Here is a 23,685-nt window from a genome sequence, read left to right as displayed (position 1 = left end):
TTAAAGAACGATTGCAATAATTGCTCAATCAAAAAAAGCAAACCAGTGCAACTAATTTCAACAAATTTTCGTTCAAATGCCTGATAATAGTTTGAATTATTTTGAATAATGGTTTGTGCGAAGTAGCATTATATCCATTTTTTTCTAAATTTACCCTATAATATAACCGTAAAAATATGAAAATACTTTTTACTAAAACTGCTTTCGTGCTGTTGGCTGTAAGTGCCGTGGTAAGCAGCTGCAGTAAACAACACGAAACTTCGCAAAAAACCGGGATCGCTTATAACGACAAAACCAATGGTGGTTATGTGCGGTTCAGGCAAACCCATCCTTCACCGGGACCGGGTTTGGTACCCATTGAAGGCGGTACTTTTGTGATGGGTGGCAGCGCAGACCAGGATGTTGCTTATGACTATAATAACGTACGCCGCAGGGTAACCGTTCCATCATTTTATATGGATGAAACGGAGGTATCTAACCAGGACTGGCTTGATTACCTGCACTGGACGGCCATTACCTTTCCAAATGACCGGGAGTTATATTATGATGCTTTGCCCGATACCTTAGTATGGCGTAAACCATTATCATACAATGAACCCTATGTAGATAACTATCTGCGTCACCCTGCATTTCAGGACTATCCTGTGGTTGGTGTAACCTGGGATCAGGCGCAAGATTATTGCCAATGGCGTACGGATCGTACCAATGAAAATATTTTACGTGAAACCGGTAGAATGGTGGCATGGAAAGATTTGAATGGTGGCAAAAATGGCGGTGGTGCTGCTGGAACTACTACTGCCGCCGCTGGTGGAGGAAATGGTGCTGCGCAACCATTCAATACCGATATTTACCTTAACGGACAAATGAAGGGCCCTGGTGTTGATGGCAAAAAAATGATGCCCGATTTGAGCCCTAATGCGCAGGCAGGTACGGGTAAAGGTGGCAAACCTGTTAGGCCTGTACGCATGGAAGATGGTATACTGAAACAAGGTTACCGCCTGCCGTCAGAAGCCGAATGGGAATACGCGGCGCTGGCTTTAGCCGGAAACACTCAATTTGAAAATATTGACGACGGCAAAATGTACCCATGGAATGGCCTGGGCGTGCGCTCGGCCAAAAGCAAAACCCGTGGTTTGATATTAGCTAACTTTAAACGCGGTGCTGGTGATAATGCCGGTGTTGGCGGTTACCTGAATGATAAGGCTGATATTACCGCACCGGTACGTTCATATGCACCAAATGATTTTGGCTTGTATAATATGGCTGGTAACGTAAACGAATGGGTTGCGGATACCTATCGCCAAACTTCATTTGAAGAGTTTGACGACTTTAACCCCTTCCGTGGTAACGAATATTCCAATAAACGCATGGCCGATCCCTCAAAGGGATTGTATGCAAAGGACAAATATGGCCGCCCTATCAAGGATCCGGCTAAGGCAAACAGAAAATTAAAATACAGTGAGCTTTTGGCTCAGCAAGGGCAACGTGCCGATTCAACTAACGCAACAGCAGCTACTCCTGCAAATGCGGTTCCGGCAAATGGAAATGCAGCTAATGCTAATGCTCTGCTTGCTACTAAAAACTCCGGCAAAGCATTTAATCCCGATCTGAGAGGTGAAAAAGATACCGTTAACCTGGCCTTATACGGAAATACTACCCTTGTTAATAACCGTTCAAAAGTTTACAAAGGCGGTTCATGGAATGATATGGCCTATTGGTTAAATCCGGCTACACGCCGCTTTATGGATCAGGATGAATCTAGTGCCGAAGTTGGTTTCCGCTGCGCAATGACCCTGGTTGGTGCTCCCGAAATTTATCCTAATGGCAAACCCCATTATGGTGTTAAAAAAGCGAAAGCTTTCAAATCAAAATAATTAGTATATCTATTATTATAAACACAAAGCGGTCCGTTCATGAAGAACGGACCGCTTTGTGTTTATATGCCCTATGATAGAGTAAATACATTATTTGCGGAGGACTAATTTATTTACAGATCTGTCGAAACAGCCCTTTTTAGGGAATTAATTAAATGATGACGAGAACTAACAAGATGAGATAATAAAGTTTGCTCCTTACTATTATCCCGTATCAACATACAAAAGCCCGGTATACTACTGATACTGGGCTTTTGTATGTTGCAAGCTTAATTAATAGCCCGGATTTTGTACCAGTTTTGAATTAGCTTGTATCTCACGCAGTGGAATAGGAAATACCAGTTTAGGTGAGCTATATTGCAGTTTACCCACGGGTAGCCCCAATCTTTTGGCGTCATGTAAAAAGAACCCTCCTTCAAATGCCAGCTCATGTCGTCTTTCGGCTTTAATATCGGATAATGCAACGGTAGTTAAGTCATTAGCTCCTGCTCGTTCTCTTATTTTATTTATATCACTTAAAGGGGTCGCACCTAAAGCTTTACCGGTTTGCAAATTGCTTTCGGCACGTATCAGGTACATTTCGGCAAGGCGTACAACGTGCACATTTCCAAAAGTGTTATCAAACTTTTTGGTACGATAAAAGGAAACCGAGTTATCAGAATTTAACTTTGGCGTATAAAACTGTCCGCGGGTATCATTAGCATCAAACTCGGCAATAAAAGCCGGATCAATATGAATATCGCCCCGGCCAGAGTTACTTGCTGACGCATAAAATTCATTCATGCTGGTAATACCTTGTTGCTCCGTTACCTGGATAGCGAAAATATCCTCAGGAGTATTATCTACGTGCGATGCTTTGCCTGGAATAGGGAATTCATCGCTATACTTAGCATTTAAAGTAAAAGTTCCTGACGCTATTACTGTATTAGCTTCTGCTCCAGCATTAGTGTAATCACCTTGTTGAAGATATAGCCTGGCCAAAATAGCCGAGGCAGCACCGCTATTTGCATAAAAACTGTTAGTTGCCGGCAATTTAGCTTCGGCTGTTTTCAGATCATTGATAGCCTGTGTATATACTTCTTTTACAGTATTACGTGGTACAAATATGGAGTTATCAACACCTGTGGTCGGCGTTAAAACAATCGGCACAGCCAAATTGGTTGCCGGGTCGCCATCATTCCATGCACGCCCGTATAACCGTGCCAGATCAAAATATATTAGCCCCCGAATAAATTTAGCTTCGCCTTCCATTCTGTCACGTTGGCCTGCATCAGCCTTACTCAAATTGGCTACCACATTGTTGGCCAGATTTATAGCTTGATAAGCTTGCTGCCAGGTATCCAGAACAAAACTATTATCATTAGGAATTGCCTGGTTAGTTATTTGGGTTAAACCCTGATAAGTACCGTTAAATGTAAGAACCGTATCAGTAGCGGCCATTAAATCGGGTTGAACAAATATGCGGCCGCCATATACCCCTGTTTGGGCCATGCGGTTATATGCTCCTACTAATGTGCTTTGCACATCGTTTGAGGTAACAATCGCATTGGTTTGATCAATTTGTTCTTTTGGCTTGATATTTAGCGCTTTGTTACAGGCACTTAAACTTATGGCTGCAGCAAAAGCTGATATATATATGTAATTAATTTTTTTCATCTTCATCATGTTTAATATTATAAACCTACGTTAAAACCAAATGTAACTGTACGCGGCTGTGGTGCCGAGTAAAAATCAACCCCCAGGTTAATATTACCAGACTGATAATCGGTATTTACTTCCGGATCCCATCCTTTATATTTGGTAATTACAAATAAGTTATAAGCATTAACAAATACCTTAACCCTCTCCAACTTCACCTTACTTATAATGTCTTTTGGCAAGTTATAGGCCAATGTTACCGTTTTGCATCGTACATAGGTTCCACTTGATATGTACCTGCTTGATGGATTGGTGCCATTAGCATAAAATGTACGCGGCTCCGGTACATTGGTTATATCGCCCGGCTTGTTCCAGTAATTTAGCTGATCAACGGTTTGGTTATCATATCCATTCCCTGCCGCTGAACTCATATACTGACCAGCCTGGTTATATATCTTGTTCCCAAATACCCCTTGAAAAGTTACAGCAAGTTCAATACCGTTATAACCAAATATATTGGTTATACCACCTGTATATTTGGGTGTGGGGCTACCTAATACTACATTTTGCGCAGCATTGTAATCATTGGTTTTACCACGGTTAATATTACCATTAGCGTCTTTTGTATTTAAATAATATAAAGCATCGCCATTGGCCGGATCAACACCTGCATATTCATGGCCATAAAACACACCTATCGGTTGCCCTTCAATAACCCGGTTAAGGTCATCGCTTCCTAAAACCTGTCCTTTAATGTCTGTCACAATATTTTTATTATATGATGCATTAATGGAGGTTGTCCATTTAAACTTGCCAACTAAATTATCAGATGATATTTGGAGCTCAAAACCCTTGTTGTAAAGTTTACCTAGATTTTGTAGCTGGGTAGATGGTGTTGCCGGCGAAATATTAGCAATCCCTAATGTTCCGGGCAGGTTAACTTCTAATAACAGATCGCGGGTATTTTTTTTGTAATAATCAAAACTTCCGGTTAAGCGGTTATTAAAAAACCCAAAATCAACACCGGCATCTAACTGAGCCGTGGTTTCCCATTTAAGGTTTGGGTTTGCCACCTGGCTGAAGCGCTGACCTGCTGTTCCGTTATAATTAGCCGGCGAAAATAAGCCCAATGCCGAAAAATTCCCAATTTCGGCATTACCGGTTAAACCATAACTAAACCTTACCTTTAAATTGCTGATCAGCTTACTATTCTTTAAAAATTCCTCTTCAGACATTATCCAGCCAACTGAGCCGGAAGGAAAAAATCCATACCTGCTGTTTGAACCAAACCTTGAAGAGCCATCAGTTCTGGCGCTTCCCGAAATCAGGTATTTCCCTTTATAGGCATAGTTGGCCCTTAAAAAGTACGATAAAAAGGTATATCCTTCATCATAGGATGCACCCGTAGTTTTTACAGCCGCAGCCCCTAATTTTTTGTACGCATCTGACGGAAATTCCTGTCCTTGAATATCGTTACCAACTTTTCTTGAATTCTGGTAACTAGTACCCAACGTTAAGTCGAGAGAATGATCAGTACCAAAAAGTGTTTTATAACTAAAATAGTTGTTCGTATTATAATTTAAAACCTGGGTAGTTGTATTTTCCCCAAAACCATCATTGGTAGCAGTATTACGGAATGTTAAACGGCCAAAGTAACTATCCTCTGCCTGGTTCAATTGGTCAATTCCAAACTCCGATCTGAATGTTAAACCTTTAATAATTTCCCAGTTGGCGTACACATTACCTATGGTACGGTAAACTTTTGCCTGGTAATAGGCATTATTCGTACTTAATAAAGGATTGTAATATAAAGGATAATCATCAGCCTCGCCTGGCAAGCTACCACTTAGTAAACCAGATCTTGGATCAATTAGCGGGGTAATTGGCGATAAGGCTACCCCTTGTAACGGAGTACTAAAAAGATCATCATTTGCTATCCTGTTATTAATCGTATTGGCAAAACTCAGGTTAGTACCAATACTTAGGTTTTTATCAACCTTGGTATCGAGATTTACCCTGCCAGAGTATCTTTTAAAGCTATTTCCAAGAACTATACCTGTTTGATTCAGGTACTGGCCACCAATATAATAAGTAGTTTTATCATTACCACCCGATAAATTCAAGTCATATTGTTGTTGCGGAGCTTTCTGAAAAGCCTGCTCTTCCCAATTGGTATTAACTTTACCGGTTTTCCAATCATCGTTACCTGCCGAAAGCAAAGTAAGCTCATCATTCAAAGCTGATTGCTCACTTGCCAAAGCATCATTATAATCGCCACCGCCAATAGTATCTTGTTTGGCCGCTCCTATTGCTGCACGTTGTTGAAGGGCTACATATTGCTTTGAATTTAAAAACTGGCGGTGCCTTGATGGGGTACTGCTACCAAACTGTGCACTAAAATTAATTTTTGTTGCTCCTGCCTTACCCTTTTTAGTAGTAATAACAATTACGCCATTTGATGCCCGTGCACCGTATATAGCAGATGCTGATGCATCTTTCAATATCTGGACTGACTCGATGTCATTAAAGTTAATATCAGCTATAGGATTAGTTGCAGCATCTGTGCTTGATAAATTTTCGGTGGTTATCGGTATACCATCTAAGATATAAAGTGGCTGCGTGCCTGCCGATACTGAAGATGAACCCCGAACTCTGATATTGATACCCTGCCCCAGCTTTCCACCATCAGCCTGTATAACTACACCCGCAACTTTGCCCTGCATAGCCTGTTCCAATGAGGTAACCGGAGTTTCTTCGATCTGCTTGGAGCTGACGCTTGCAATAGAGCCTGTTACAGACGCTTTTGTTTGAGTACCGTATCCCACAACCACTACCTCAGAGAGTTGTTTTGAATCAGACTCAAGCTGTACAATTAAGGGTTTATTGCTAATGGACATTTCCATTGGCTTAAACCCAAGAAATTGAAATAGCAGCACCTTTGCGGTACCTGGAACCGTTAGGCTAAACGTACCATTTACACCAGTTTGGGTACCTGTTCCAGATAAACCCTTCACGGTTACACTTACCCCAGGTAAGGCTGAACCGTCTTTCTGATCTGTTACCTTACCTGTAATAACACGGCTTTGTGCTAAACCAAATGTAATACAAGAAAATAACAACAAAATCGTTAGTAAATTTTTCTTCATATAGTCAATATTAAGTTATGAAAAGTAAGCTAACAAAATTCAGACGCAAAAACAATAAAAATGCTATAAAAACGTTGATCTTGTTACAATTTGCGTTAAATAATGCCTAAAAAGTAAGTAAATTTATTAGAACCCTATCAGAATCTACCCTTTTCTACCTGATCCCAGCCTTTACTTTTATAATCTTTAAACATCAGCTGGCGATTTGATAATATTTTCCATTTTCATGGCTTCCACAGTGCTTAAGCCCAATTTATACAGCAATACATCAAATTGGTATTTGGCGATTACAGAATAAGTACGGGTATAAGGAATATTAAATAACAATGGTTGTTTTTAGGGAAACAACTTATTATAAAGATATCATTATTATTATCAATAACAATAATATAAAAATAACCGATCGGGCGTTTTACTGAGTAAATATATATTGAATAAGGTTTGCGCCCATTTTTAAGGCTTTCAGGCGAGCCTCTTGCGTATCGCCGGCATAAGTACCATAATCTTCCCATCCATTGCCTAAATCGCACTCATAGGTATAAAAGCACACCAGCCTGCCTTTGTAGATAAGCCCGAAACCTTGCGCCCGTTTTCCATCATGCTCATGAATTTTAGGCAAACCGTTTGGAAATGGATATTTTTGATGATAGATGGGATGGTTAACCGGCAATTCCACAAAATCAAGCTCGGGAAAAACCTTTTTCATTTGCGGACGGATAAATTTATCGAAGCCATAATTATCGTCGATATGCAGAAAACCACCTCCCGTTAAATACTTACGCAGATTGCGCGCTTCCTGATCGGTAAATATCACGTTGCCATGCCCGGTCATAAAGGTAAAGGGGTAATTAAACAAAGAAGCACTGCCAACTTCTACTACATCATCATCGGCCTCAAAATTGGTTTTTAGATTTTCGTTGCAAAATTTAATCAGGTTGGGCAATGCAGTCCGATCGCCGTACCAGTCGCCACCGCCATTATATTTAAGCCGCGCAATTTTATAAGCAGGATTATTAAAACTGCTCATGAATATGATGACAGCAAAAGCAAAACAAAAGATTTTAGCTGTTTTCATATACGGTTTAAAAAGTTCACCTCAAAACAGGCTTCAAGCGCTGCCGTTTCAGTACGCAGACGGCTTTCACCTAAAGTTATGGGTTTAAAACCGTTTTGCAAAGCGCTTTCAATTTCGGCAGGGGTAAAGTCACCCTCTGGACCTATCAATATCAGGTAGCGGCCATGCGGCAGTAACTCACCGCGCAGGTTAAGTTTATCGCCGGGTTCGCAGTGAGCTATAAACCTTTGGCCATCAAACGGGCGTGCCAAAAGCTCAGGTAATTTTACCGGTTCATTTAAAACGGGGTGATAGGCTTTGATAGATTGTTTTATAGCTGCTGTAATGATCTTGTTTAAACGATCAACTTTAGCCTCCTTGCGCTCAGACCGCTGACTGATGACCAATGATACCTCATCGATACCAATTTCGGTAGCTTTTTCCAGAAACCATTCTAGTCGCTCTATATTTTTGGTAGGCGCAACCGCTAAATGCAAATAATGGTTACGCTTGTTATAGCTTTCGGTAACCGAGGTAATTTGCAGTATGGTACGCTTGGGGTGTGCATCCTGTATCACCGCGGTATAAAAGCCACCCCGGCCATCAATGAGTTGTACCTCGCTGCCCACCTCCAATCGTAATACACGGATAGCATGTTTACTTTCTTCTTCACTAAGAAAATATTGCGGGTGTGCGGGTTCTATATCGGGAGTATAAAAAAGCTGCATATTTATTTTAGTATCAAGATTTTTGAGCTACATAAACAAGTGCAGTTGTCGTGATACTTGATACTAGCTACTTGATACCGTTTTAATACTAATGCAAATCTACCGCGTCCTCTTCGTTGATCAGCAATTCAAGTTTAACTGATTCAATGTTTTGGTCGGATTTGCGCAGTACAGTAATATTATATCCGTTTGACTCTTTTTGCTCACCCACGTCAGGTATCTTGCCAAATATGTCTCCCAGCCATCCGGATACGGTATCAAAATCACCATCCTCCGGAAGATCATGTGGCAAATGCTCATTTACATCATAGATAGGTGCAAGCGCATTTACGATAAATTCACGGTCGTTCACTTTTTCAACAATAGGTTTTTCCTCATCGTACTCATCCTGTATCTCGCCTACCAGTTCTTCTACAATATCCTCCAGCGTAACCATACCCGCAGTACCGCCAAATTCATCAAGCACAATAGCTATCTGAATGCGTTTCTGCTGCAGTTCGGCCATCAGATCATTGATCTTTTTGGTTTCGGGAATAAAATAGGGTTTGCGGATAATGTTTTTTAATACGATCTCCTCATTCCGGGCCAACAACGGTAAAATATCTTTGGCATGTACAATTCCAATGATTTTGTCGATCACATCATCATAAACAGGCATGCGGGAATACCCTTCGGTAATGATCATATCCAACAGCTCCTCTTTCGTCGAGCTTATATCGATACCAGATATTTTTGTACGGGGCACCATGATATTTTTAACCACACGCTCGTTAAAATCAAACACATTCTGAATAAGTTCGTGTTCGTTTGAGTCCAAAGCGCCCGATTCTTTACCTTGTTCAAGCAGATATTGTAATTCTTCGGAGCTGTGATGGGCTTCTCCACCTTCTAAGGTATTAATACCTAAAAGCCTCAAAATAAAATTAGCAAACCCGTTTAACAGCCATATCAAAGGTTTGAAAAACACAAAGAAAAACCTAAGCGGAAGAGAAACTGCCAGCACGGTACGTACCGATTTTTGAATAGCTATAGATTTGGGAGCGAGCTCACCAAACACAATATGCAATACAGTAATAAAAGTAAAGGCTAAAATATGGCTTGCAGTAATAAAGCCACCAGAGAGGGTTATCCCAATAGCTAAAAATCCTCTGATCACAATGTTGGTGGCAACCTCTTCGCCCACAACACCTAGCGCCAGTGATGCTATAGTAATACCTAACTGTGTTGCCGCCAGATACCCGTCGAGGTTATGCAGTATACCACGCGCAACCTTGGCCACCCCGCTTCCTGATTTGGCCTTTATTTCAATTTGTGAACCCCGCACCCTAACCATGGCAAACTCTGCGGCTACAAAAAAACCGTTGAGCAAAACCAGCAGCACGGTTGCAATTAAATAAAAAGTACTTATTTCGTAATGCGCGGGGTCCATGTATTAATTATTGCGTGACAGGAAATGTACTTTTATACAGATCCAAACTTTCTTGTATCACCTTATGGGCGTAACGAACACCAAGCAAATGCTCAATGGTTACGTTTTTACCTTCCAGCTTTTTGTAATCTTTGAAAAAACGAACGATCTCTGTCATGGCATGTGGAGGCAACTCATTCAGATCATTGATATAATTTACCGACATGTCGTTTTTAGCTACTGCTATGATCTTGTCATCCTGCTCACCGTTATCAACCATGTGCATTACACCTACAACTTTGGCCTCAATGATAGACATCGGGAAAACGTCAATAGAGCATAACACCAGAATGTCCAATGGATCCTTATCATCACAATAAGTTTGCGGGATAAAACCATAGTTTGCCGGATACATTACTGACGAAAATAAAACACGATCAAGTTTTAATAAACCTGAATCTTTATCAATTTCATATTTAGCTTTTGAACCTTTAGGGATCTCGATGATTGCATTAACAACTTCGGGGATATTTTCGCCAGGAGAAACCTGGTGCCAGGGGTGTTGTGTACTCATTTAGTATATTCTGTTTATATTATTTATTTTCTTTTGCTTCTAATACTTTCTTTCTTATATAAGCTACAATTAGGGGAATGGAAGTAGCTATGATCAATCCTAAAACAATGTATTGCAGATAATCTTTTAACTGTGGAAAGCGTTTCCCCAGAAAAAAACCACTTAGGGTAAACGCGCATACCCAGGTTACACTGCCTATAAAGTTAAATAAAGTAAACCTCTTTATATCAACCTTTACCACACCTGCAAATATAGGGGCAAATGTTCTAACTATAGGGAAAAATCTACCTAAAATCAATGCCATGCCACCGTACTTGTTATAAAAATCGCTGGCCAGGGTTACGTACCGTTTCTTAAAAAACAAGGAATCGTTTTTATTGAACAGTACCGGTCCCGTTCGGTAGCCGAACCAATAGCCAGCAAAATTGCCTAATACCCCGGCACCAATAAGTGATAAAACCAATGTGGATATAGTTACATCAACCTTGCCTGCCGAGCAAAGCAGGCCTGCCATAAAAAGCAGATAATCTCCTGGTAAAAAAAAACCAAAAAATAGGCCGGTTTCAGCAAACACAACAACAAGCAAGAGGTAAAAGCCCCCCCTGCTTATAATGGATTGAGCGTCCGTTAAATTTTGAAGGTATTCCCAAAAACTTTCCATTCACTATATCTGTAAAACTACAAATATTAAATCAATTTGCAGTTATTCAGTTATTGATTAAATGAACCTGGCAATAAAATCCGGGTAAACACCGATAAGGATAGTTACCAGCGCCGAGATGATAAATACTACTTTATAGTAGGCAGGTACCACCAGTTCTGTACGATCGGCCGTGCGGAAGTACATGGCAATAATAACTCTGAAATAGTAAAAAATACTAATAATGGCGTTTACTACTGCTATAATAACCAACCAAACATGATATTTGGCCAACGCTCCCGAGAACATGAAAAATTTACCCATAAAGCCCGCGGTAAGCGGTATACCAGCTAGTGAAAGCATGGCAATAGTTAATACAAATGCCAGGAATGGGTTACTTTTCGCTAAACCATTAAAGCTTTCAAAATTGTCGCTGCCGCTTTGTTGCTGTACCAGTATTAAACTGCCAAAAGCAATGATCGAAGCTATGGAGTATGCTGTTGCATAAATAAATACCGAATTAGCCGAGCCTGAACCTAAAGCTACGATGGCAAAAAGCAGGTAGCCGGCATGTGATATGCTCGAAAATGCCAACATGCGTTTAAAGCTTTGCTGATACAGCGCGGTGATATTACCAATAAACAAAGTAATAACAGTGATGACCAATAATACCGGCACCCAAAAATCAGACAATGGCGCAAAGCAGGCTGAAAACAGGCGTAGGAAAGCAGCAAAACCAGCTGTTTTAACTACGGTTGACATGAAAGCGGTGATCAGCGTTGGCGCACCTTCATACACGTCCGGTGTCCAGAAATGGAAAGGAGCTGCACCTACTTTAAAGCAAAGACCTACAATGATCAGCACTATACCGGTGTAAAACATAGGGTCGGCATGTGGGTGGGCTAAAACCCAGTCGCGGATCACTTCCAGGCTAAATGAACCTGTTGTACCATACAATAATGTGATACCAAACAATAGGAAACCTGTTGAAAAAGCCCCCATTAAAAAATATTTTAAAGCTGCTTCATTAGATGCGAAATCGCTTTTCTTGATACCAGCCAGTATGTATAAGCTTACGGACATAATCTCGATACCGATAAACAACATCACCAGGTTGTAGAACGATACCATTACAATGATACCTGCCAGTGAGAACAGAATAATAGCGTAGTACTCTGCCACGTGTTTACTGATCTTATCAAAATATCCTTTTGACAGCATCAGGATAAGTATAGTTGCAATAATGGTGATCCCCGAAAACGCGATTGCAAAATTATCAAACATCATCATACCGTGGTATATAGGCAAGGCAACATTATTCCATTGGGCAATGGCCAAGCCTAAAGCCACCAATAAACCAATAATAGTAACCGGTAATAATGATTTTGTAGCCTTATACAAGCCAAGGTACAAAAGCACTATAGGTAAAACAGATATGATGATTAAAGTATTCATTTTATGTGAAATTCTAAATCCTAAATTTTAAGCTCTAAATCCTAAGCTCTAAAATCGAACTTATTAGTTGTAATTATTTTTTTTAATTAGTATTCTTCAATTTTTCAAGTATCGCTCCAAAAATTTTCATCAATTCCGTTGCTTCCTGAATTAATGAATCTCTTTTTAGTGCCTGTGTTTCATTTAAGTCAATCAATTTGAGCCACAATATACTTTCTTTTGCTTCCTTCCGGCAAATCTTCACCCGGTGGGAAAAATCATTACGGCTAAAACTTTCATTAGCTTCAATAAAGTTCGCAGCTACCGAACCAGATGATCGAATAAGCTGTTTATAATATTCAACGTTATGTATATTTTTATCTATTGTTTTTAAAAATTCCTTACAGTTATTAGCAAAGTCAAATGTCCTATCTTCTAAATTATACTTTCTGACATTATTTTCTTTAGCATCCATCTCAAACCATAAAATTTAATCATCCCTATTTTAGAAATTACTTTTATTTAGAGTTTAGAAATTAGAGTTTAGAGTTTCCTTTAATATTGTTTAATCTTGATTGTTTGTATTAAATTATTAACCGCGGCCTCTGATATGTGCAGGATAGGATGCGGATAAATACCTATTGCGATGATCAGCATGCAAATAATACACAAGGTTAGCTTTTCAGATCCGCTGATGTCTGTAAAAGTGGCGGTTAATTCGTTGGTTTCGCCCTGCATTACATTTTTGTACATACGCAGCATGTATACCGCGCCAAAAATAATGGTTAAACCCGCAACTGCAGCCAGTGCGATATTGAAATAATGATATGCACTGTACTCAAACACACCGTTCAGCAGTAAAAATTCGCCCACAAAACCATTGGTCAAAGGTAAACCTACTGTTCCCAGCACTATAATTAAAAAAGCTATTGAAAACTTTGGCGCAACTTTGGCAATACCGCCAAGCTGGCTGATATCGCGGGTATTTAACCTCCGGCTAATGATATCCCAAATAAAGAACATACCTACCACATTGATACCATGGTTAAGCATCTGGATCATGGCACCCTGAACACCTACTTCTGTCCAGGCAAATATACCCGCAGCTATAAGGCCAACGTGTGCTATGGACGAATAAGCTACTAAGCGTTTACCATCTTTTTGATTAAAGGCAATCAGTGAAGCATATATGATACCGATTACTGCCAGTATCATAACCAGCGCCTGCCAATGTACAAAACCAAGCGGTGCATTCGGTATTAACCAACGGATAACACCATAAATACCCATCTTCAGCATAATACCTGATAACAGCATAGTACCCGCTGTTGGCGCTTCGGTATAAGTATCAGGTTGCCAGGTATGGAAAGGAAATAAAGGCATCTTGATGGCAAAGGCCAGGAAAAATGCCCAGAACACCAGCGACTGATGTTTGGCATCCAAACCAATGCGATAAAACTCATGAATATCATACGTTTTGCCTGGCGATTGCAGATACAGGTAAATGATACCCACCAGCATAAATAACGAACCGGCAAACGTGTATATAAAAAACTTAATAGTGATGCGGATCCGGTTTTCGCCACCCCACAGGGCACATATAAAATAGATAGGGATAAGCGCTGCTTCCCAGCCTACGTAGAATAAAAAGCCGTCTAATGCGGTAAATACTACCAGCAAACCGGCCTGCATAAACAATATCAATCCATAAAAAGCACCTTCGTTGTTATACTTGTGCTGATAGGTTGATAAAACAATAAGCGGCACAAGCAGCGTGGTTAACAATACCATCACCATGCTGATACCATCGATACCGGCACTAAAGTAAATACCAAATTTAGGTATCCATGGTACATCAATGGCAAACTGGGTAGTTGCATCTGGTATAAACTTACTCAAAAATAAGCCGGCAATTACCAGTTCGGCAACTGAGAAAAATAATGCAGCGTGCTTAGCAATCCCATTTTTTAATAAGGCTACTATAACTGCGGCAACTACTGGTAAAAATATTAATATACTAACGGTCATGTTATATGGTAAACGCTTATCGTTTATATTTTAGTTAATCCAAATATGCTATACGCCAATACAGCAATAATTCCAAGTACCATGATAAATATGTAGAAACCTACATTACCGGTTTGCAGTAAGCGCAAACCCTTGCTGGTTTCAATAGTACCCTTGCCTAATCCGTTCACTAAACCATCAATGCCCAGGCGTTCCACCACATTATAAAAGAAAGTGGACAGAAAATCCAAAGGTTTACGTATGATCAGATCATACAGCTCATCGATATAAAATTTGTTGTAGGATATGCTGGTTAATGCAGGACGCTCTTCGGTATCTGCTACCGGTACACTTCCATTTTTAGCATATTTAAACCAGGCATAAACAAGCGCCACTAAGGCAACACCTACTGAAAAACCCATCAGTATAAATTCTGTGCTTGCCTGCAAATGATGTTCGCCCAAAATAGCATTTGATTTCTCGAACACCGGCGCCAGGAAATGTTCCAGCTCATGATGACCGCCCAAAACTTCAGGGACACCAATCATACCGCCGATCATCGAAAGAATAGCCAATACGATCAATGGGATGGTGATGGTTGCAGGCGATTCATGTACATGGTGCTCCTGCTCATGTGTACCACGGAACTTTCCGTAAAAAGTAAGGTACAGCATCCGGAACATATAAAATGAAGTCAACATGGCGGTAAATACACCAATCACATAAAAGGTGGTGCTATGTGCATAAGCGTGAGCCAGAATTTCGTCTTTGGAAAAGAATCCGGAGAATGGTGGTATACCTGATATGGCAATAGTACCTATCAGCATGGTAGCAAAGGTTATTTTGATCTTACCTTTTAAGCCGCCCATTTTGCGCATATCCTGCTCGCCACTCATAGCATGGATCACCGAGCCTGCGCCCAAGAACAATAAAGCTTTGAAGAAAGCGTGTGTCAACACGTGGAAGAAAGCACCTGTGTAAGCACCTACCCCTAAGCCTAAAAACATGTATCCTAATTGCGATACGGTTGAATAGGCCAGTACCTTTTTAATATCTGTTTGTGTTAATGCAATTAATGCGGCAAACAATGCTGTTGCCAAACCAACAATGGCTACCAGCTCCATAGTAAACGGAGACAGGGAATAAAAAATATTGGAGCGGGCTATCATATATACACCAGCTGTAACCATGGTAGCCGCATGTATCAATGCCGACACCGGAGTTGGGCCGGCCATTGCATCAGGTAACCAGGTAAACAATGGTAGTTGAGCCGATTTACCCACAGCGCCTACAAAAAGCAGCAGGGTTATAGCGGTTAAGGGTACCGTTTGGCTGGCTGTTAAAGAAGCCGCTTTGGGAAATATGATAGCAAAATCAATGCTGCCAAAAATATGTATGATCAAAAATATGCCTAATAAAAAGCCCAGGTCACCTATACGGTTCATGATAAAGGCTTTCTTAGCGGCATCTGCATAACTTGGATTGGTATACCAGAAACCGATAAGCAGGTATGAGCATAAACCTACACCTTCCCAGCCAATAAACATGATGAGGTAATTTGAACCCATCACGAGTAAAAGCATAAAGAATACGAACAGATTGAGGTAAGCAAAGAATTTACCAAAACCGTTATCATCATGCATATAGCCTATCGAATACAGGTGGATAAGGAAACCAACACCCGTAATGATCAATAACATAATAGCACTCAGCTGATCAACCAGGAACGCGAAAGGAATTTTTAGCGCGCCAACAGAGATCCAGTCGAAATAAGTAACATTAATAGGGTGCCCGCTTGATTTGATCTGGAAGAAAACTGCCAGGCTTAAACCAAAAGACACCAGTACCAGCAAGCTGCCAATAAAGCCAATTACGTTTTTTGATAATGAATTGCGGCCAAGTCCGTTAATAATAAAACCGGCTAACGGTAATATGGGAATAAGCCAGATGTATTGATTCATATTTTATGTTATACGTTTTACGTACTACGTTATACGTTTTTTTATCTGATCGTCATTGCGAGGGACGAAGCAATCTCTAAACTTGCAAATCCGATCTGCTTATCGGGGATTGCTTCGTACCTCGCAATGACGGTTTATTATAATATTTTAATTTATTTTCCAAATCCGAAATCGAAATTCCGAAATCCGAAATCACTCTACCACTTCAGCCTGTTCAGCACATTGATGTCAACCGAATTGGTATTACGATAGATCATCACAATGATGGCTAATCCTACTGCAACTTCTGCAGCCGCTAATGCCATGATAAAGAACACGAAAACCTGTCCGCTGGCATCGCCCCGGTAAACCGAGAAAGCGGTAAGCAACAGGTTAACCGCGTTAAGCATCAACTCAACCGACATAAAAATCACGATGGCGTTACGGCGTATCAGTACACCCATTACGCCTATCGAAAAAATAATGGCGCTTAGTAATATGTAATGATTAAGCGGTACCGCGTGTATGGTATTTGTTAAACTATCCATTATGATGCAGTTTTAGGGTCTTTAGTAGCCAGTAAAACAGCGCCTACCATTGCCGATAACAGCAATATAGACGACACTTCAAATGGCAGTAAAAATTCATTAAACAATACTTTACCCAGGTTTTTCACCAGGCCCAGATCGGGATTTTTTAAGATCACCGGGTTTGATGTGGCTACCAGTTTTAATGACGATGCCAAAGCTACCGCCAGGATACCACCACCAAACACACCCGCTATTTTCACCATAAATGGCTTTACCGGTTCACTTTCCTTGTTCAGGTTAATGAGCATCAGCGTATACAGGAACAGTACCAGAATGGCGCCCATGTACACAATAAAATTAACAACGGCCAGGAACTGGGCATTCAATAAAATATAGTGAACCGTGAACGTAAAAAAGGTAAGTATCAGGTAAAGGATACTATGTACCGGATTTTTGGCCGTGATCACCAGTATCGAAAAGAATATGGACAAAAACGCGATGAAGTAAAATGTACTCATGTTTATATTTACAAAATACCCTTGCCCGCTCAAAGAGTTGGGCAAAGGTATAAAACTTCTTTATTGATTTAAGGGGGCCTCTACTAATTTGTCTTTACCGTAAATAAAATCTTTCCGCAAATAGTCGGCAGGTACAATATCACCGTCAAGATAAATGGCTTCCTTTGGGCAGGCCTCTTCACACAATCCACAGAAAATGCAACGCAGCATATTTATTTCATAAACAGCGGCATACTTTTCTTCGCGATATAAATTTTCCTCACCCGGCTGGCGCTCTGCGGCGGTCATGGTGATGGCTTCTGCCGGGCATGAAAGCGCGCACAATCCGCAGGCGGTGCAGCGTTCTTTACCGTTCTCATCACGTTTCAGGGAGTGCATACCACGAAAGTTCTCAGAAAACTCGCGTTTCTCTTCAGGATAACTGATGGTAACCGGTTTCTTGAAAAAGTGCTTCATGGTAGTAGCCAGGCCACTAACAATGGCAGGCAAGTAAGCACGCTCCATAAAATTGAGTGGCTTTACTTCCAGTACTTTTTTCTTATTACTTAATGATTCCATTTTAATTAATATCCAAAGTGTGTAAGTAATGTACTACCTATACCGGTAAGCACAATGTTGGCAATAGCCAGTGGTATTAATATTTTCCAGCCCAGATCCATCAACTGATCATAACGGAAACGCGGGATAGTCCAGCGAACCCACATGAAAAAGAAGATGAACACCAATATTTTAAAGAACAAAACAGCGAAACCAAATAACGGCCCCCAAGTTGGCCCTAAAAGGTTGTTCATCCAATCCATTCCCGGATAGTTATAACTCCCCCAGTATAAAGTAGCCATTACCGCCGATGATATGAACATGTTTATATATTCTGCAAAAAGGTAAAAACCCATTTTCATTGATGAATATTCAGTATGGTAACCACCCACCAGCTCGGTTTCGCACTCCGGCAAATCAAATGGGGTACGGTTGGTTTCTGCAAACGCGCAAACTATAAACAGGATGAAACCAAGCGGCTGGCGTATTATATTCCAATGCCAGCTATGTTGCTGTTCGGCAATTTCCCGCAGACTTAAAGTACCGGTTAGCATTAGCAACGCGATAATGGACAAACCCATTGAAATTTCGTAACTGATATTTTGCGATGCCGCGCGAATAGCACCCAGCAACGAATATTTATTATTTGATGCCCAGCCACCTATCATTACACCATAAACACCTAAGGATACCACGCCAAATATATACAATACACCTACGTTGATATCTGTAACCTGCAGGTCAACGACATGACTGCCAATGGTCATTTTTTGCCCCCAAGGAATAACTGCCGAACCGATACAAGCCGTTAATATGGCCAATGATGGCCCAACGATGAACAGAAAAGGCGTTGCATTAGTTGGGATGATCTCTTCTTTCAGGAACAGTTTACCGCCATCGGCCAAAGGTTGTAAAAGCCCCCAGGGACCGGCGCGGTTAGGACCAATCCTATCCTGGAAAAACGCGGCAACCTTACGCTCGGCATAGGTTGAATACATGGCCATCACCAGGCTGATCACGAAAATGATTAATATCAGGCCAATTTTAATTAATATATCTGCAGTTGATCCCATTATAAGCGTGTGTCTCGTTCAAATTGTTCTTTATTCGCTTCCATCAGTACCGGGTTGGTTTTCACCACGGGCAGCGGTATAAATTCATAGTGATTGGAGCTGATCACCGATTTATGCGATATCTTGCGTGGGCCTTCAATAATCCAATCGGCTGTTTTCTTTTTATCAAAACGGCAGGTATTGCAAATAAACTCTTCCACCTCGCCATAAACATCTTTACGACCGGTTACCCTGATCACATCCTCGCCTTTATACCATAAAGTAGTTTTACCACAGCATTTATCGCAATCGCGGTGTGCATCTACAGGTTTGGTAAACCATACCCTGTTTTTAAAGCGGAAAGTTTTATCAGTTAACGCGCCTACCGGGCACACATCGATGATGTTTCCTGAAAAATCATTATCAACCGCTTTAGAGATATAGGTAGAGATCTCAGAATGATCGCCCCTGTTCAGGATACCGTGTAAACGGGTATTGGTGATCTGATCGGCAGTGAACACACAACGGTAGCAAAGAATGCAACGAGTCATGTGTAACTGTATCTTATCGCCAATGTCTATTTTTTCAAATGTACGACGGTCAAACTCGTAACGGGTTTTAGCAGCGCCATGCTCAAAACCTAAATCTTGCAAATGACACTCACCAGCCTGGTCACAAACCGGGCAATCCAACGGGTGATTGATCAATAACATTTCAACCACACCTTTACGGGCCTCAATCACTTCGGGCGAGGTAATATTCTGCACTTCCATGCCATCCATTACCGTAGTACGGCAGGAGGCTACCAGTTTAGGCATAGGGCGCGGATCCTTTTCAGAGCCCTTGCTTACTTTAACCAAACAGGTACGGCATTTACCGCCGCTGCCTTCCAGCTTGGAGTAATAGCACATCGCAGGCGGAACAATATCGCCCCCAATCTGCCTTGCGGCATTCAGTATGCTTGTTCCCGGTTCTACTTCAACGGGTATTCCGTCTATGGTTACTTTCATCTTTAAGTCAAAATTAAAAATTCAAAAGTCAAAACTACTTTTGAAGATTAATAATTATTGAGGCAATGATCTTTGAAAGCTCATCTGCTTCATTAATCAAATCTTTTATTTTATCCTTCTCCATACTTATAGTGTCCCTGATCAAACAGAGCCAATATTTAGTTTCGTTCGAAGATTTTAAGGCTATCGTATAGAAATTCTTAAAATCTTTTAATGAGCTTCCGGACTTACCTTCCACCACATTTGCTCCTATTGAAGTTGCGCTTCTAAGCAACTGGTCAAAAATCGAAAAGTAAATTCTATCGTAGTTTGCAGTTGATATAAATTGAATTACCTCTTTTGAAAATTGATAACATCTATGCTTAATGTCAAAAGGCTTTTCACTCAATGCTTTCTATTTTTGAATTTTGACTTTTTAATTTTGACTTATCCGGCCACCGGCTCGGGCGTAGGTAACGGATCTGCATAATGCGCTAATCCATAATTCCTTGAAACCGCTTCACTTGCATTAGTCACGTGCCATTCAAATTCATCTCTAAAATGGCGGATGGCACTTGCCACCGGCCATGCTGCTGCATCACCCAGCGGACAAATCGTGTTTCCTTCAATTTTTTTAGAGATATCAACCAACAGGTCCATATCACTTTGTTTACCATGACCGTACTCTAGGCGGTGCAATACTTTTTCCATCCATCCAGTACCTTCACGGCATGGCGAACATTGTCCGCAGCTTTCGTGATGATAAAAACGGGCGAAATTCCAGGTATTACGAACAATACAGGCATCCTCGTCATAAGCAATAAAACCACCCGAACCCATCATAGTACCTGTTACAAAACCACCATCGGCCAATGATTCATAGCTCATTAAGCGAGGTTCGTTATTAATGGTTTTCAGGATGAGGTTGGCCGGTAAAATAGGCACTGACGAACCACCGGCAACAACTGCTTTCAGGCGTTTGCCATTGGCAATACCGCCGCAATATTCGTCGGAGTATAAAAATTCTTCAACCGGCAAACCCAGGTCAATTTCGTAAACACCTGGTTTTTTCAGGTTACCACCGGCTGAGATCAGCTTGGTTCCTGTACTGCGACCTATACCCAGTTTAGCGTATTCATCGCCACCTTCGTTGATGATAGGCACAACTGCTGCTATGGATTCTACGTTGTTTACCACCGTTGGGCAGCCATACAACCCCGCAATAGCCGGAAATGGTGGCTTAATACGCGGGTTACCACGTTTGCCTTCCAATGATTCTAACAGAGCGGTTTCCTCACCGCAAATGTAGGCACCCCCACCTGGTTGTACATAAAGCTCCAGATCGTAACCTGAGCCTAAAATATTTTTACCTAAAAAGCCTTTTGCTTTTGCTTCGGCAATGGCTTTTTCCAGTATCCTGATCTGCGGCATCATTTCGCCGCGAACATAGATAAATGATGTATTGGCACCTAATGCAAAGCTCGATGTGATCATACCCTCAATGAGCAAGTGAGGAATGTAGGTCATCAGGTAACGGTCCTTAAAAGTACCGGGTTCAGATTCGTCGGCGTTGCAAACCAGGTAACGTGCCACGCCTTCCGGCTTAGCCAGAAAGCTCCACTTCATACCGGTTGGGAAACCCGCGCCGCCACGACCACGCAAGCCCGACTTCTTTACCTCTTCAACCACCGCGTCTGGCGACATGGTTTTTAAAGCTTTTTCAACAGAAGCGTAACCACCCTTGGAGCGGTAAACATCAAAAGTATTGATGCCGGGTACGTTTATATGTTCTAATAATAATTTGCGTCCCATGATACTGTTAATTTTTTGCCTTTGCTGTTAAATCGCCGATCAATTTATCTACCGAATCGTTAGTTAAATTCTCGTAAAAAGTATATTCAGGGCCAATTTGTAAAACCGGACCAAAGCCGCAGGCTGCCAAACACTCCACACCGCGCCAGCTAAACAAGCCATCGGCAGTAACTTCGCCTTCTTTTACACCCAGCTTTTGCTCAATATGATCCATGATCTTTTCGGCGCCTACCAGGCAGCAACCGCTGGTACGGCAAACCTCCAGTACATATTTACCCTGCGGGCGTAAAAAGTACATGGAATAAAATGAGGCTACTTCGTATACCTCAATTGGCAGTATCTCCAAATAAGTAGCCACTTTATCCATAGCAGGTACGCTCACCCAGCCAAACTCGGCCTGTACCAGGTGCAATATCGGCAGTAAGCCTGATTTTTGTTTCCCTTGCGGATAACGGCTTACGATATCATCAAATTTACTGATCAGTTCCGGCGAAAAATCAACCGGTACCTGAGTATCTTCCACTTTAAGCATCTAACTCTCCGGCTATAACGTTTAAACTACTCATGTTAATAATAGCGTCTGATAATAACATACCACGGCTCATTGGCGCATACATCTGGTAATTGATAAAGCTTGGTCTGCGGAAATGCAAACGGTATGGGCTGCGCCCACCGTCATTCACCAGGTAAAAGCCCAGCTCGCCATTGGCACCTTCTACCGAATGATATACTTCGGTATTTGGAGTTGGAATTTCGCCCATCACTATTTTAAAGTGATAGATGAGGGCTTCCATGTTATTATAAACTTCTTCTTTTGGAGGCAGGTAAAACTCAGGCACATCGGCATGGAAAATGTCAGTTGGCTCTTTTTCCAGTTTTACCAGGGCCTGCTCAATAATGCGCAAGCTTTGCCACATTTCTTCGTTACGTACCAAAAAACGACTGTAAACATCACCATTGGTACCAACAGGCACTTCAAAATCAAAATCTTCGTATGATGAGTATGGGTTCATGGCCCTTACATCATAATCAACACCTGTCGCACGTAATATAGGGCCTGTCCAGCTATAGCTTAAAGCGGTTTCGGCAGTAACAGCGGCTACATCTTTGGTGCGGTCAACAAAAATACGGTTACGGTTAAACAGCGATTCAAACTCTTTCAGCGTAACCGGGAAATTCTTCAGGAAGGCACGCAGCTTGGCAAAAGCGATGGTATTAAAATTACGCTCAAAGCCACCTATGCGGCCAATATTGGTAGTGAGGCGCGATCCGCAGATCTCCTCATATATTTCATAAATAGATTCGCGGTGCTCCATCATGTACAGGAAGCCTGTAAATGCGCCGGTATCTACACCCAATACACCGTTACAGATGATGTGGTCAGATATACGGGCCAACTCCATAATGATCACCCGCAGGTAATCCACACGCTTTGGGATTTGGATGCCCAACATTTTTTCAACCGTCATGTGCCAGCCCATATTATTAATAGGCGACGAGCAATAGTTTAACCGGTCGGTAAGCGGGGTTATCTGGTAAAAAGGTCTGTGTTCGGCAATTTTTTCAAACGCACGGTGTATATAACCAATGGTTGATACGCCGCTCACAATTCTTTCACCGTCGAGCTGCAGCACGTTCTGGAACACACCATGGGTTGCAGGGTGCGTTGGGCCCAGGTTAAGGGTCGAAAGCTCGTTTTGCGGATCGTTGTCTATATATACAGGATGATTTTGCATCAGTATAGTTTTTTATTTAGATATGAGATTTGAGACGTGAGATATGAGATTTTTGAATGACCTATCAA

At 41.4% G+C, this 23,685-nt stretch carries 22 protein-coding genes; 1 reads left to right on the top strand and 21 read right to left on the bottom strand.

The window, feature by feature from the left end:
- Positions 1 to 176: 176 nt before the first annotated feature.
- The gene (locus BW976_RS20300; RefSeq protein ID WP_076375894.1) at positions 177 to 1,874 is read left to right on the top strand and encodes an SUMF1/EgtB/PvdO family nonheme iron enzyme; all 1,698 of its coding nucleotides are present in this window, start codon (positions 177 to 179) and stop codon (positions 1,872 to 1,874) included.
- Positions 1,875 to 2,147: 273 nt separating this feature from the next.
- Here BW976_RS20300 and BW976_RS20295 read toward each other — a convergent pair whose 3' ends face one another.
- The 21 genes from BW976_RS20295 to BW976_RS20200 all read right to left on the bottom strand — a co-directional run bounded on the left by BW976_RS20295 (position 2,148) and on the right by BW976_RS20200 (position 23,617).
- Positions 2,148 to 3,530 carry a RagB/SusD family nutrient uptake outer membrane protein gene (locus tag BW976_RS20295; RefSeq protein ID WP_076375892.1) on the bottom strand — a complete coding sequence of 461 codons (1,383 nt, stop codon included), beginning with the start codon at positions 3,528 to 3,530 and terminating at the stop codon, positions 2,148 to 2,150.
- 17 nt (positions 3,531 to 3,547) lie between these two features.
- Complete coding sequence (locus BW976_RS20290) at positions 3,548 to 6,658, bottom strand: SusC/RagA family TonB-linked outer membrane protein (protein WP_076375890.1); 3,111 nt, start codon at positions 6,656 to 6,658, stop codon at positions 3,548 to 3,550.
- A 186-nt stretch (positions 6,659 to 6,844) separates the two neighbouring features.
- Positions 6,845 to 6,985 (bottom strand): biotin/lipoyl attachment domain-containing protein, encoded by a 141-nt coding sequence (locus BW976_RS29500; protein ID WP_175614146.1) that lies wholly within the window; start codon positions 6,983 to 6,985, stop codon positions 6,845 to 6,847.
- A gap of 85 nt (positions 6,986 to 7,070) precedes the next feature.
- Positions 7,071 to 7,733 (bottom strand): DUF4159 domain-containing protein, encoded by a 663-nt coding sequence (locus BW976_RS20285; protein WP_076375888.1) that lies wholly within the window; start codon positions 7,731 to 7,733, stop codon positions 7,071 to 7,073.
- The gene (locus BW976_RS20280) at positions 7,730 to 8,440 is read right to left on the bottom strand and encodes a 16S rRNA (uracil(1498)-N(3))-methyltransferase (protein ID WP_076375886.1); all 711 of its coding nucleotides are present in this window, start codon (positions 8,438 to 8,440) and stop codon (positions 7,730 to 7,732) included. Before BW976_RS20280 ends, BW976_RS20285 begins: the two co-directional genes overlap by 4 nt.
- Before the next feature lie 88 nt (positions 8,441 to 8,528).
- Entirely contained in the window at positions 8,529 to 9,869 is a 1,341-nt protein-coding gene (locus tag BW976_RS20275; RefSeq protein ID WP_076375884.1) for a hemolysin family protein, read from the bottom strand.
- 7 nt (positions 9,870 to 9,876) lie between these two features.
- Positions 9,877 to 10,422 carry an inorganic diphosphatase gene (locus BW976_RS20270; RefSeq protein WP_076375882.1) on the bottom strand — a complete coding sequence of 182 codons (546 nt, stop codon included), beginning with the start codon at positions 10,420 to 10,422 and terminating at the stop codon, positions 9,877 to 9,879.
- A 19-nt stretch (positions 10,423 to 10,441) separates the two neighbouring features.
- On the bottom strand, positions 10,442 to 11,083 hold the full coding sequence (locus BW976_RS20265) for a DedA family protein (protein WP_076375880.1): 642 nt from the start codon (positions 11,081 to 11,083) through the stop codon (positions 10,442 to 10,444).
- A gap of 57 nt (positions 11,084 to 11,140) precedes the next feature.
- A complete protein-coding gene (locus BW976_RS20260) occupies positions 11,141 to 12,517 on the bottom strand; it encodes an NADH-quinone oxidoreductase subunit N (protein ID WP_076375878.1) in 1,377 nt (458 codons plus the stop codon).
- Positions 12,518 to 12,599: 82 nt separating this feature from the next.
- A complete protein-coding gene (locus BW976_RS20255) occupies positions 12,600 to 12,971 on the bottom strand; it encodes a four helix bundle protein (protein ID WP_076375876.1) in 372 nt (123 codons plus the stop codon).
- Positions 12,972 to 13,051: 80 nt separating this feature from the next.
- Positions 13,052 to 14,524, bottom strand: coding sequence for a complex I subunit 4 family protein (locus tag BW976_RS20250; RefSeq protein WP_076375874.1), 1,473 nt, complete (start codon positions 14,522 to 14,524; stop codon positions 13,052 to 13,054).
- A 23-nt stretch (positions 14,525 to 14,547) separates the two neighbouring features.
- Positions 14,548 to 16,464 carry an NADH-quinone oxidoreductase subunit L gene (gene nuoL / locus BW976_RS20245; protein ID WP_076375872.1) on the bottom strand — a complete coding sequence of 639 codons (1,917 nt, stop codon included), beginning with the start codon at positions 16,462 to 16,464 and terminating at the stop codon, positions 14,548 to 14,550.
- 197 nt (positions 16,465 to 16,661) lie between these two features.
- Positions 16,662 to 16,991 (bottom strand): NADH-quinone oxidoreductase subunit NuoK, encoded by a 330-nt coding sequence (gene nuoK / locus BW976_RS20240; RefSeq protein ID WP_076375870.1) that lies wholly within the window; start codon positions 16,989 to 16,991, stop codon positions 16,662 to 16,664.
- Complete coding sequence (locus BW976_RS20235; RefSeq protein ID WP_076375868.1) at positions 16,991 to 17,491, bottom strand: NADH-quinone oxidoreductase subunit J family protein; 501 nt, start codon at positions 17,489 to 17,491, stop codon at positions 16,991 to 16,993. Before BW976_RS20235 ends, nuoK begins: the two co-directional genes overlap by 1 nt.
- A gap of 60 nt (positions 17,492 to 17,551) precedes the next feature.
- Positions 17,552 to 18,049, bottom strand: coding sequence for a NuoI/complex I 23 kDa subunit family protein (locus tag BW976_RS20230; RefSeq protein WP_076375866.1), 498 nt, complete (start codon positions 18,047 to 18,049; stop codon positions 17,552 to 17,554).
- Positions 18,050 to 18,054: 5 nt separating this feature from the next.
- Complete coding sequence (gene nuoH, locus BW976_RS20225; RefSeq protein WP_076375864.1) at positions 18,055 to 19,101, bottom strand: NADH-quinone oxidoreductase subunit NuoH; 1,047 nt, start codon at positions 19,099 to 19,101, stop codon at positions 18,055 to 18,057.
- Positions 19,101 to 20,090, bottom strand: a complete 990-nt coding sequence (locus tag BW976_RS20220) for an NADH-quinone oxidoreductase subunit G (RefSeq protein ID WP_076375862.1) — start codon at positions 20,088 to 20,090, stop codon at positions 19,101 to 19,103. Before BW976_RS20220 ends, nuoH begins: the two co-directional genes overlap by 1 nt.
- A 34-nt stretch (positions 20,091 to 20,124) precedes the next feature.
- Positions 20,125 to 20,478 (bottom strand): four helix bundle protein, encoded by a 354-nt coding sequence (locus tag BW976_RS20215; protein WP_076375860.1) that lies wholly within the window; start codon positions 20,476 to 20,478, stop codon positions 20,125 to 20,127.
- Between the two features lie 38 nt (positions 20,479 to 20,516).
- The gene (gene nuoF / locus BW976_RS20210) at positions 20,517 to 21,881 is read right to left on the bottom strand and encodes an NADH-quinone oxidoreductase subunit NuoF (RefSeq protein WP_076375858.1); all 1,365 of its coding nucleotides are present in this window, start codon (positions 21,879 to 21,881) and stop codon (positions 20,517 to 20,519) included.
- A gap of 7 nt (positions 21,882 to 21,888) precedes the next feature.
- On the bottom strand, positions 21,889 to 22,413 hold the full coding sequence (locus BW976_RS20205) for an NADH-quinone oxidoreductase subunit NuoE family protein (protein WP_076375856.1): 525 nt from the start codon (positions 22,411 to 22,413) through the stop codon (positions 21,889 to 21,891).
- A complete protein-coding gene (locus tag BW976_RS20200; RefSeq protein WP_076375854.1) occupies positions 22,406 to 23,617 on the bottom strand; it encodes an NADH-quinone oxidoreductase subunit D in 1,212 nt (403 codons plus the stop codon). Before BW976_RS20200 ends, BW976_RS20205 begins: the two co-directional genes overlap by 8 nt.
- Between the last annotated feature and the right edge of the window lie 68 nt (positions 23,618 to 23,685).

This window comes from Mucilaginibacter lappiensis (assembly GCF_900155965.1).
GTDB classification, from domain to species: Bacteria; Bacteroidota; Bacteroidia; order Sphingobacteriales; family Sphingobacteriaceae; genus Mucilaginibacter; species Mucilaginibacter lappiensis.
The sequence above is the reverse complement of the archived record's forward strand: the minus strand, read 5'-3'. Positions and strand labels throughout refer to the sequence as shown.

Excerpts from the sequence above, each read along its gene's own strand:
- nuoL (WP_076375872.1), bottom strand. The coding sequence starts at position 16,464 with ATGAATCAATACATCTGGCTTATTCCCATATTACCGTTAGCCGGTTTT.
- BW976_RS20220 (WP_076375862.1), bottom strand. The coding sequence starts at position 20,090 with ATGAAAGTAACCATAGACGGAATACCCGTTGAAGTAGAACCGGGAACA.
- BW976_RS20270 (WP_076375882.1), bottom strand. The coding sequence starts at position 10,422 with ATGAGTACACAACACCCCTGGCACCAGGTTTCTCCTGGCGAAAATATC.
- BW976_RS20260 (WP_076375878.1), bottom strand. The coding sequence starts at position 12,517 with ATGAATACTTTAATCATCATATCTGTTTTACCTATAGTGCTTTTGTAC.
- BW976_RS20295 (WP_076375892.1), bottom strand. The coding sequence starts at position 3,530 with ATGAAAAAAATTAATTACATATATATATCAGCTTTTGCTGCAGCCATA.
- nuoF (WP_076375858.1), bottom strand. The coding sequence starts at position 21,881 with ATGGGACGCAAATTATTATTAGAACATATAAACGTACCCGGCATCAAT.
- BW976_RS20280 (WP_076375886.1), bottom strand. The coding sequence starts at position 8,440 with ATGCAGCTTTTTTATACTCCCGATATAGAACCCGCACACCCGCAATAT.
- nuoH (WP_076375864.1), bottom strand. The coding sequence starts at position 19,101 with ATGGGATCAACTGCAGATATATTAATTAAAATTGGCCTGATATTAATC.
- BW976_RS20230 (WP_076375866.1), bottom strand. The coding sequence starts at position 18,049 with ATGGAATCATTAAGTAATAAGAAAAAAGTACTGGAAGTAAAGCCACTC.
- BW976_RS20265 (WP_076375880.1), bottom strand. The coding sequence starts at position 11,083 with ATGGAAAGTTTTTGGGAATACCTTCAAAATTTAACGGACGCTCAATCC.
- BW976_RS20205 (WP_076375856.1), bottom strand. The coding sequence starts at position 22,413 with ATGCTTAAAGTGGAAGATACTCAGGTACCGGTTGATTTTTCGCCGGAA.
- BW976_RS20250 (WP_076375874.1), bottom strand. The coding sequence starts at position 14,524 with ATGACCGTTAGTATATTAATATTTTTACCAGTAGTTGCCGCAGTTATA.
- BW976_RS20255 (WP_076375876.1), bottom strand. The coding sequence starts at position 12,971 with ATGGATGCTAAAGAAAATAATGTCAGAAAGTATAATTTAGAAGATAGG.
- BW976_RS20290 (WP_076375890.1), bottom strand. The coding sequence starts at position 6,658 with ATGAAGAAAAATTTACTAACGATTTTGTTGTTATTTTCTTGTATTACA.
- BW976_RS20200 (WP_076375854.1), bottom strand. The coding sequence starts at position 23,617 with ATGCAAAATCATCCTGTATATATAGACAACGATCCGCAAAACGAGCTT.
- nuoK (WP_076375870.1), bottom strand. The coding sequence starts at position 16,991 with ATGGATAGTTTAACAAATACCATACACGCGGTACCGCTTAATCATTAC.
- BW976_RS20285 (WP_076375888.1), bottom strand. The coding sequence starts at position 7,733 with ATGAAAACAGCTAAAATCTTTTGTTTTGCTTTTGCTGTCATCATATTC.
- BW976_RS20300 (WP_076375894.1), top strand. The coding sequence starts at position 177 with ATGAAAATACTTTTTACTAAAACTGCTTTCGTGCTGTTGGCTGTAAGT.
- BW976_RS20275 (WP_076375884.1), bottom strand. The coding sequence starts at position 9,869 with ATGGACCCCGCGCATTACGAAATAAGTACTTTTTATTTAATTGCAACC.
- BW976_RS20235 (WP_076375868.1), bottom strand. The coding sequence starts at position 17,491 with ATGAGTACATTTTACTTCATCGCGTTTTTGTCCATATTCTTTTCGATA.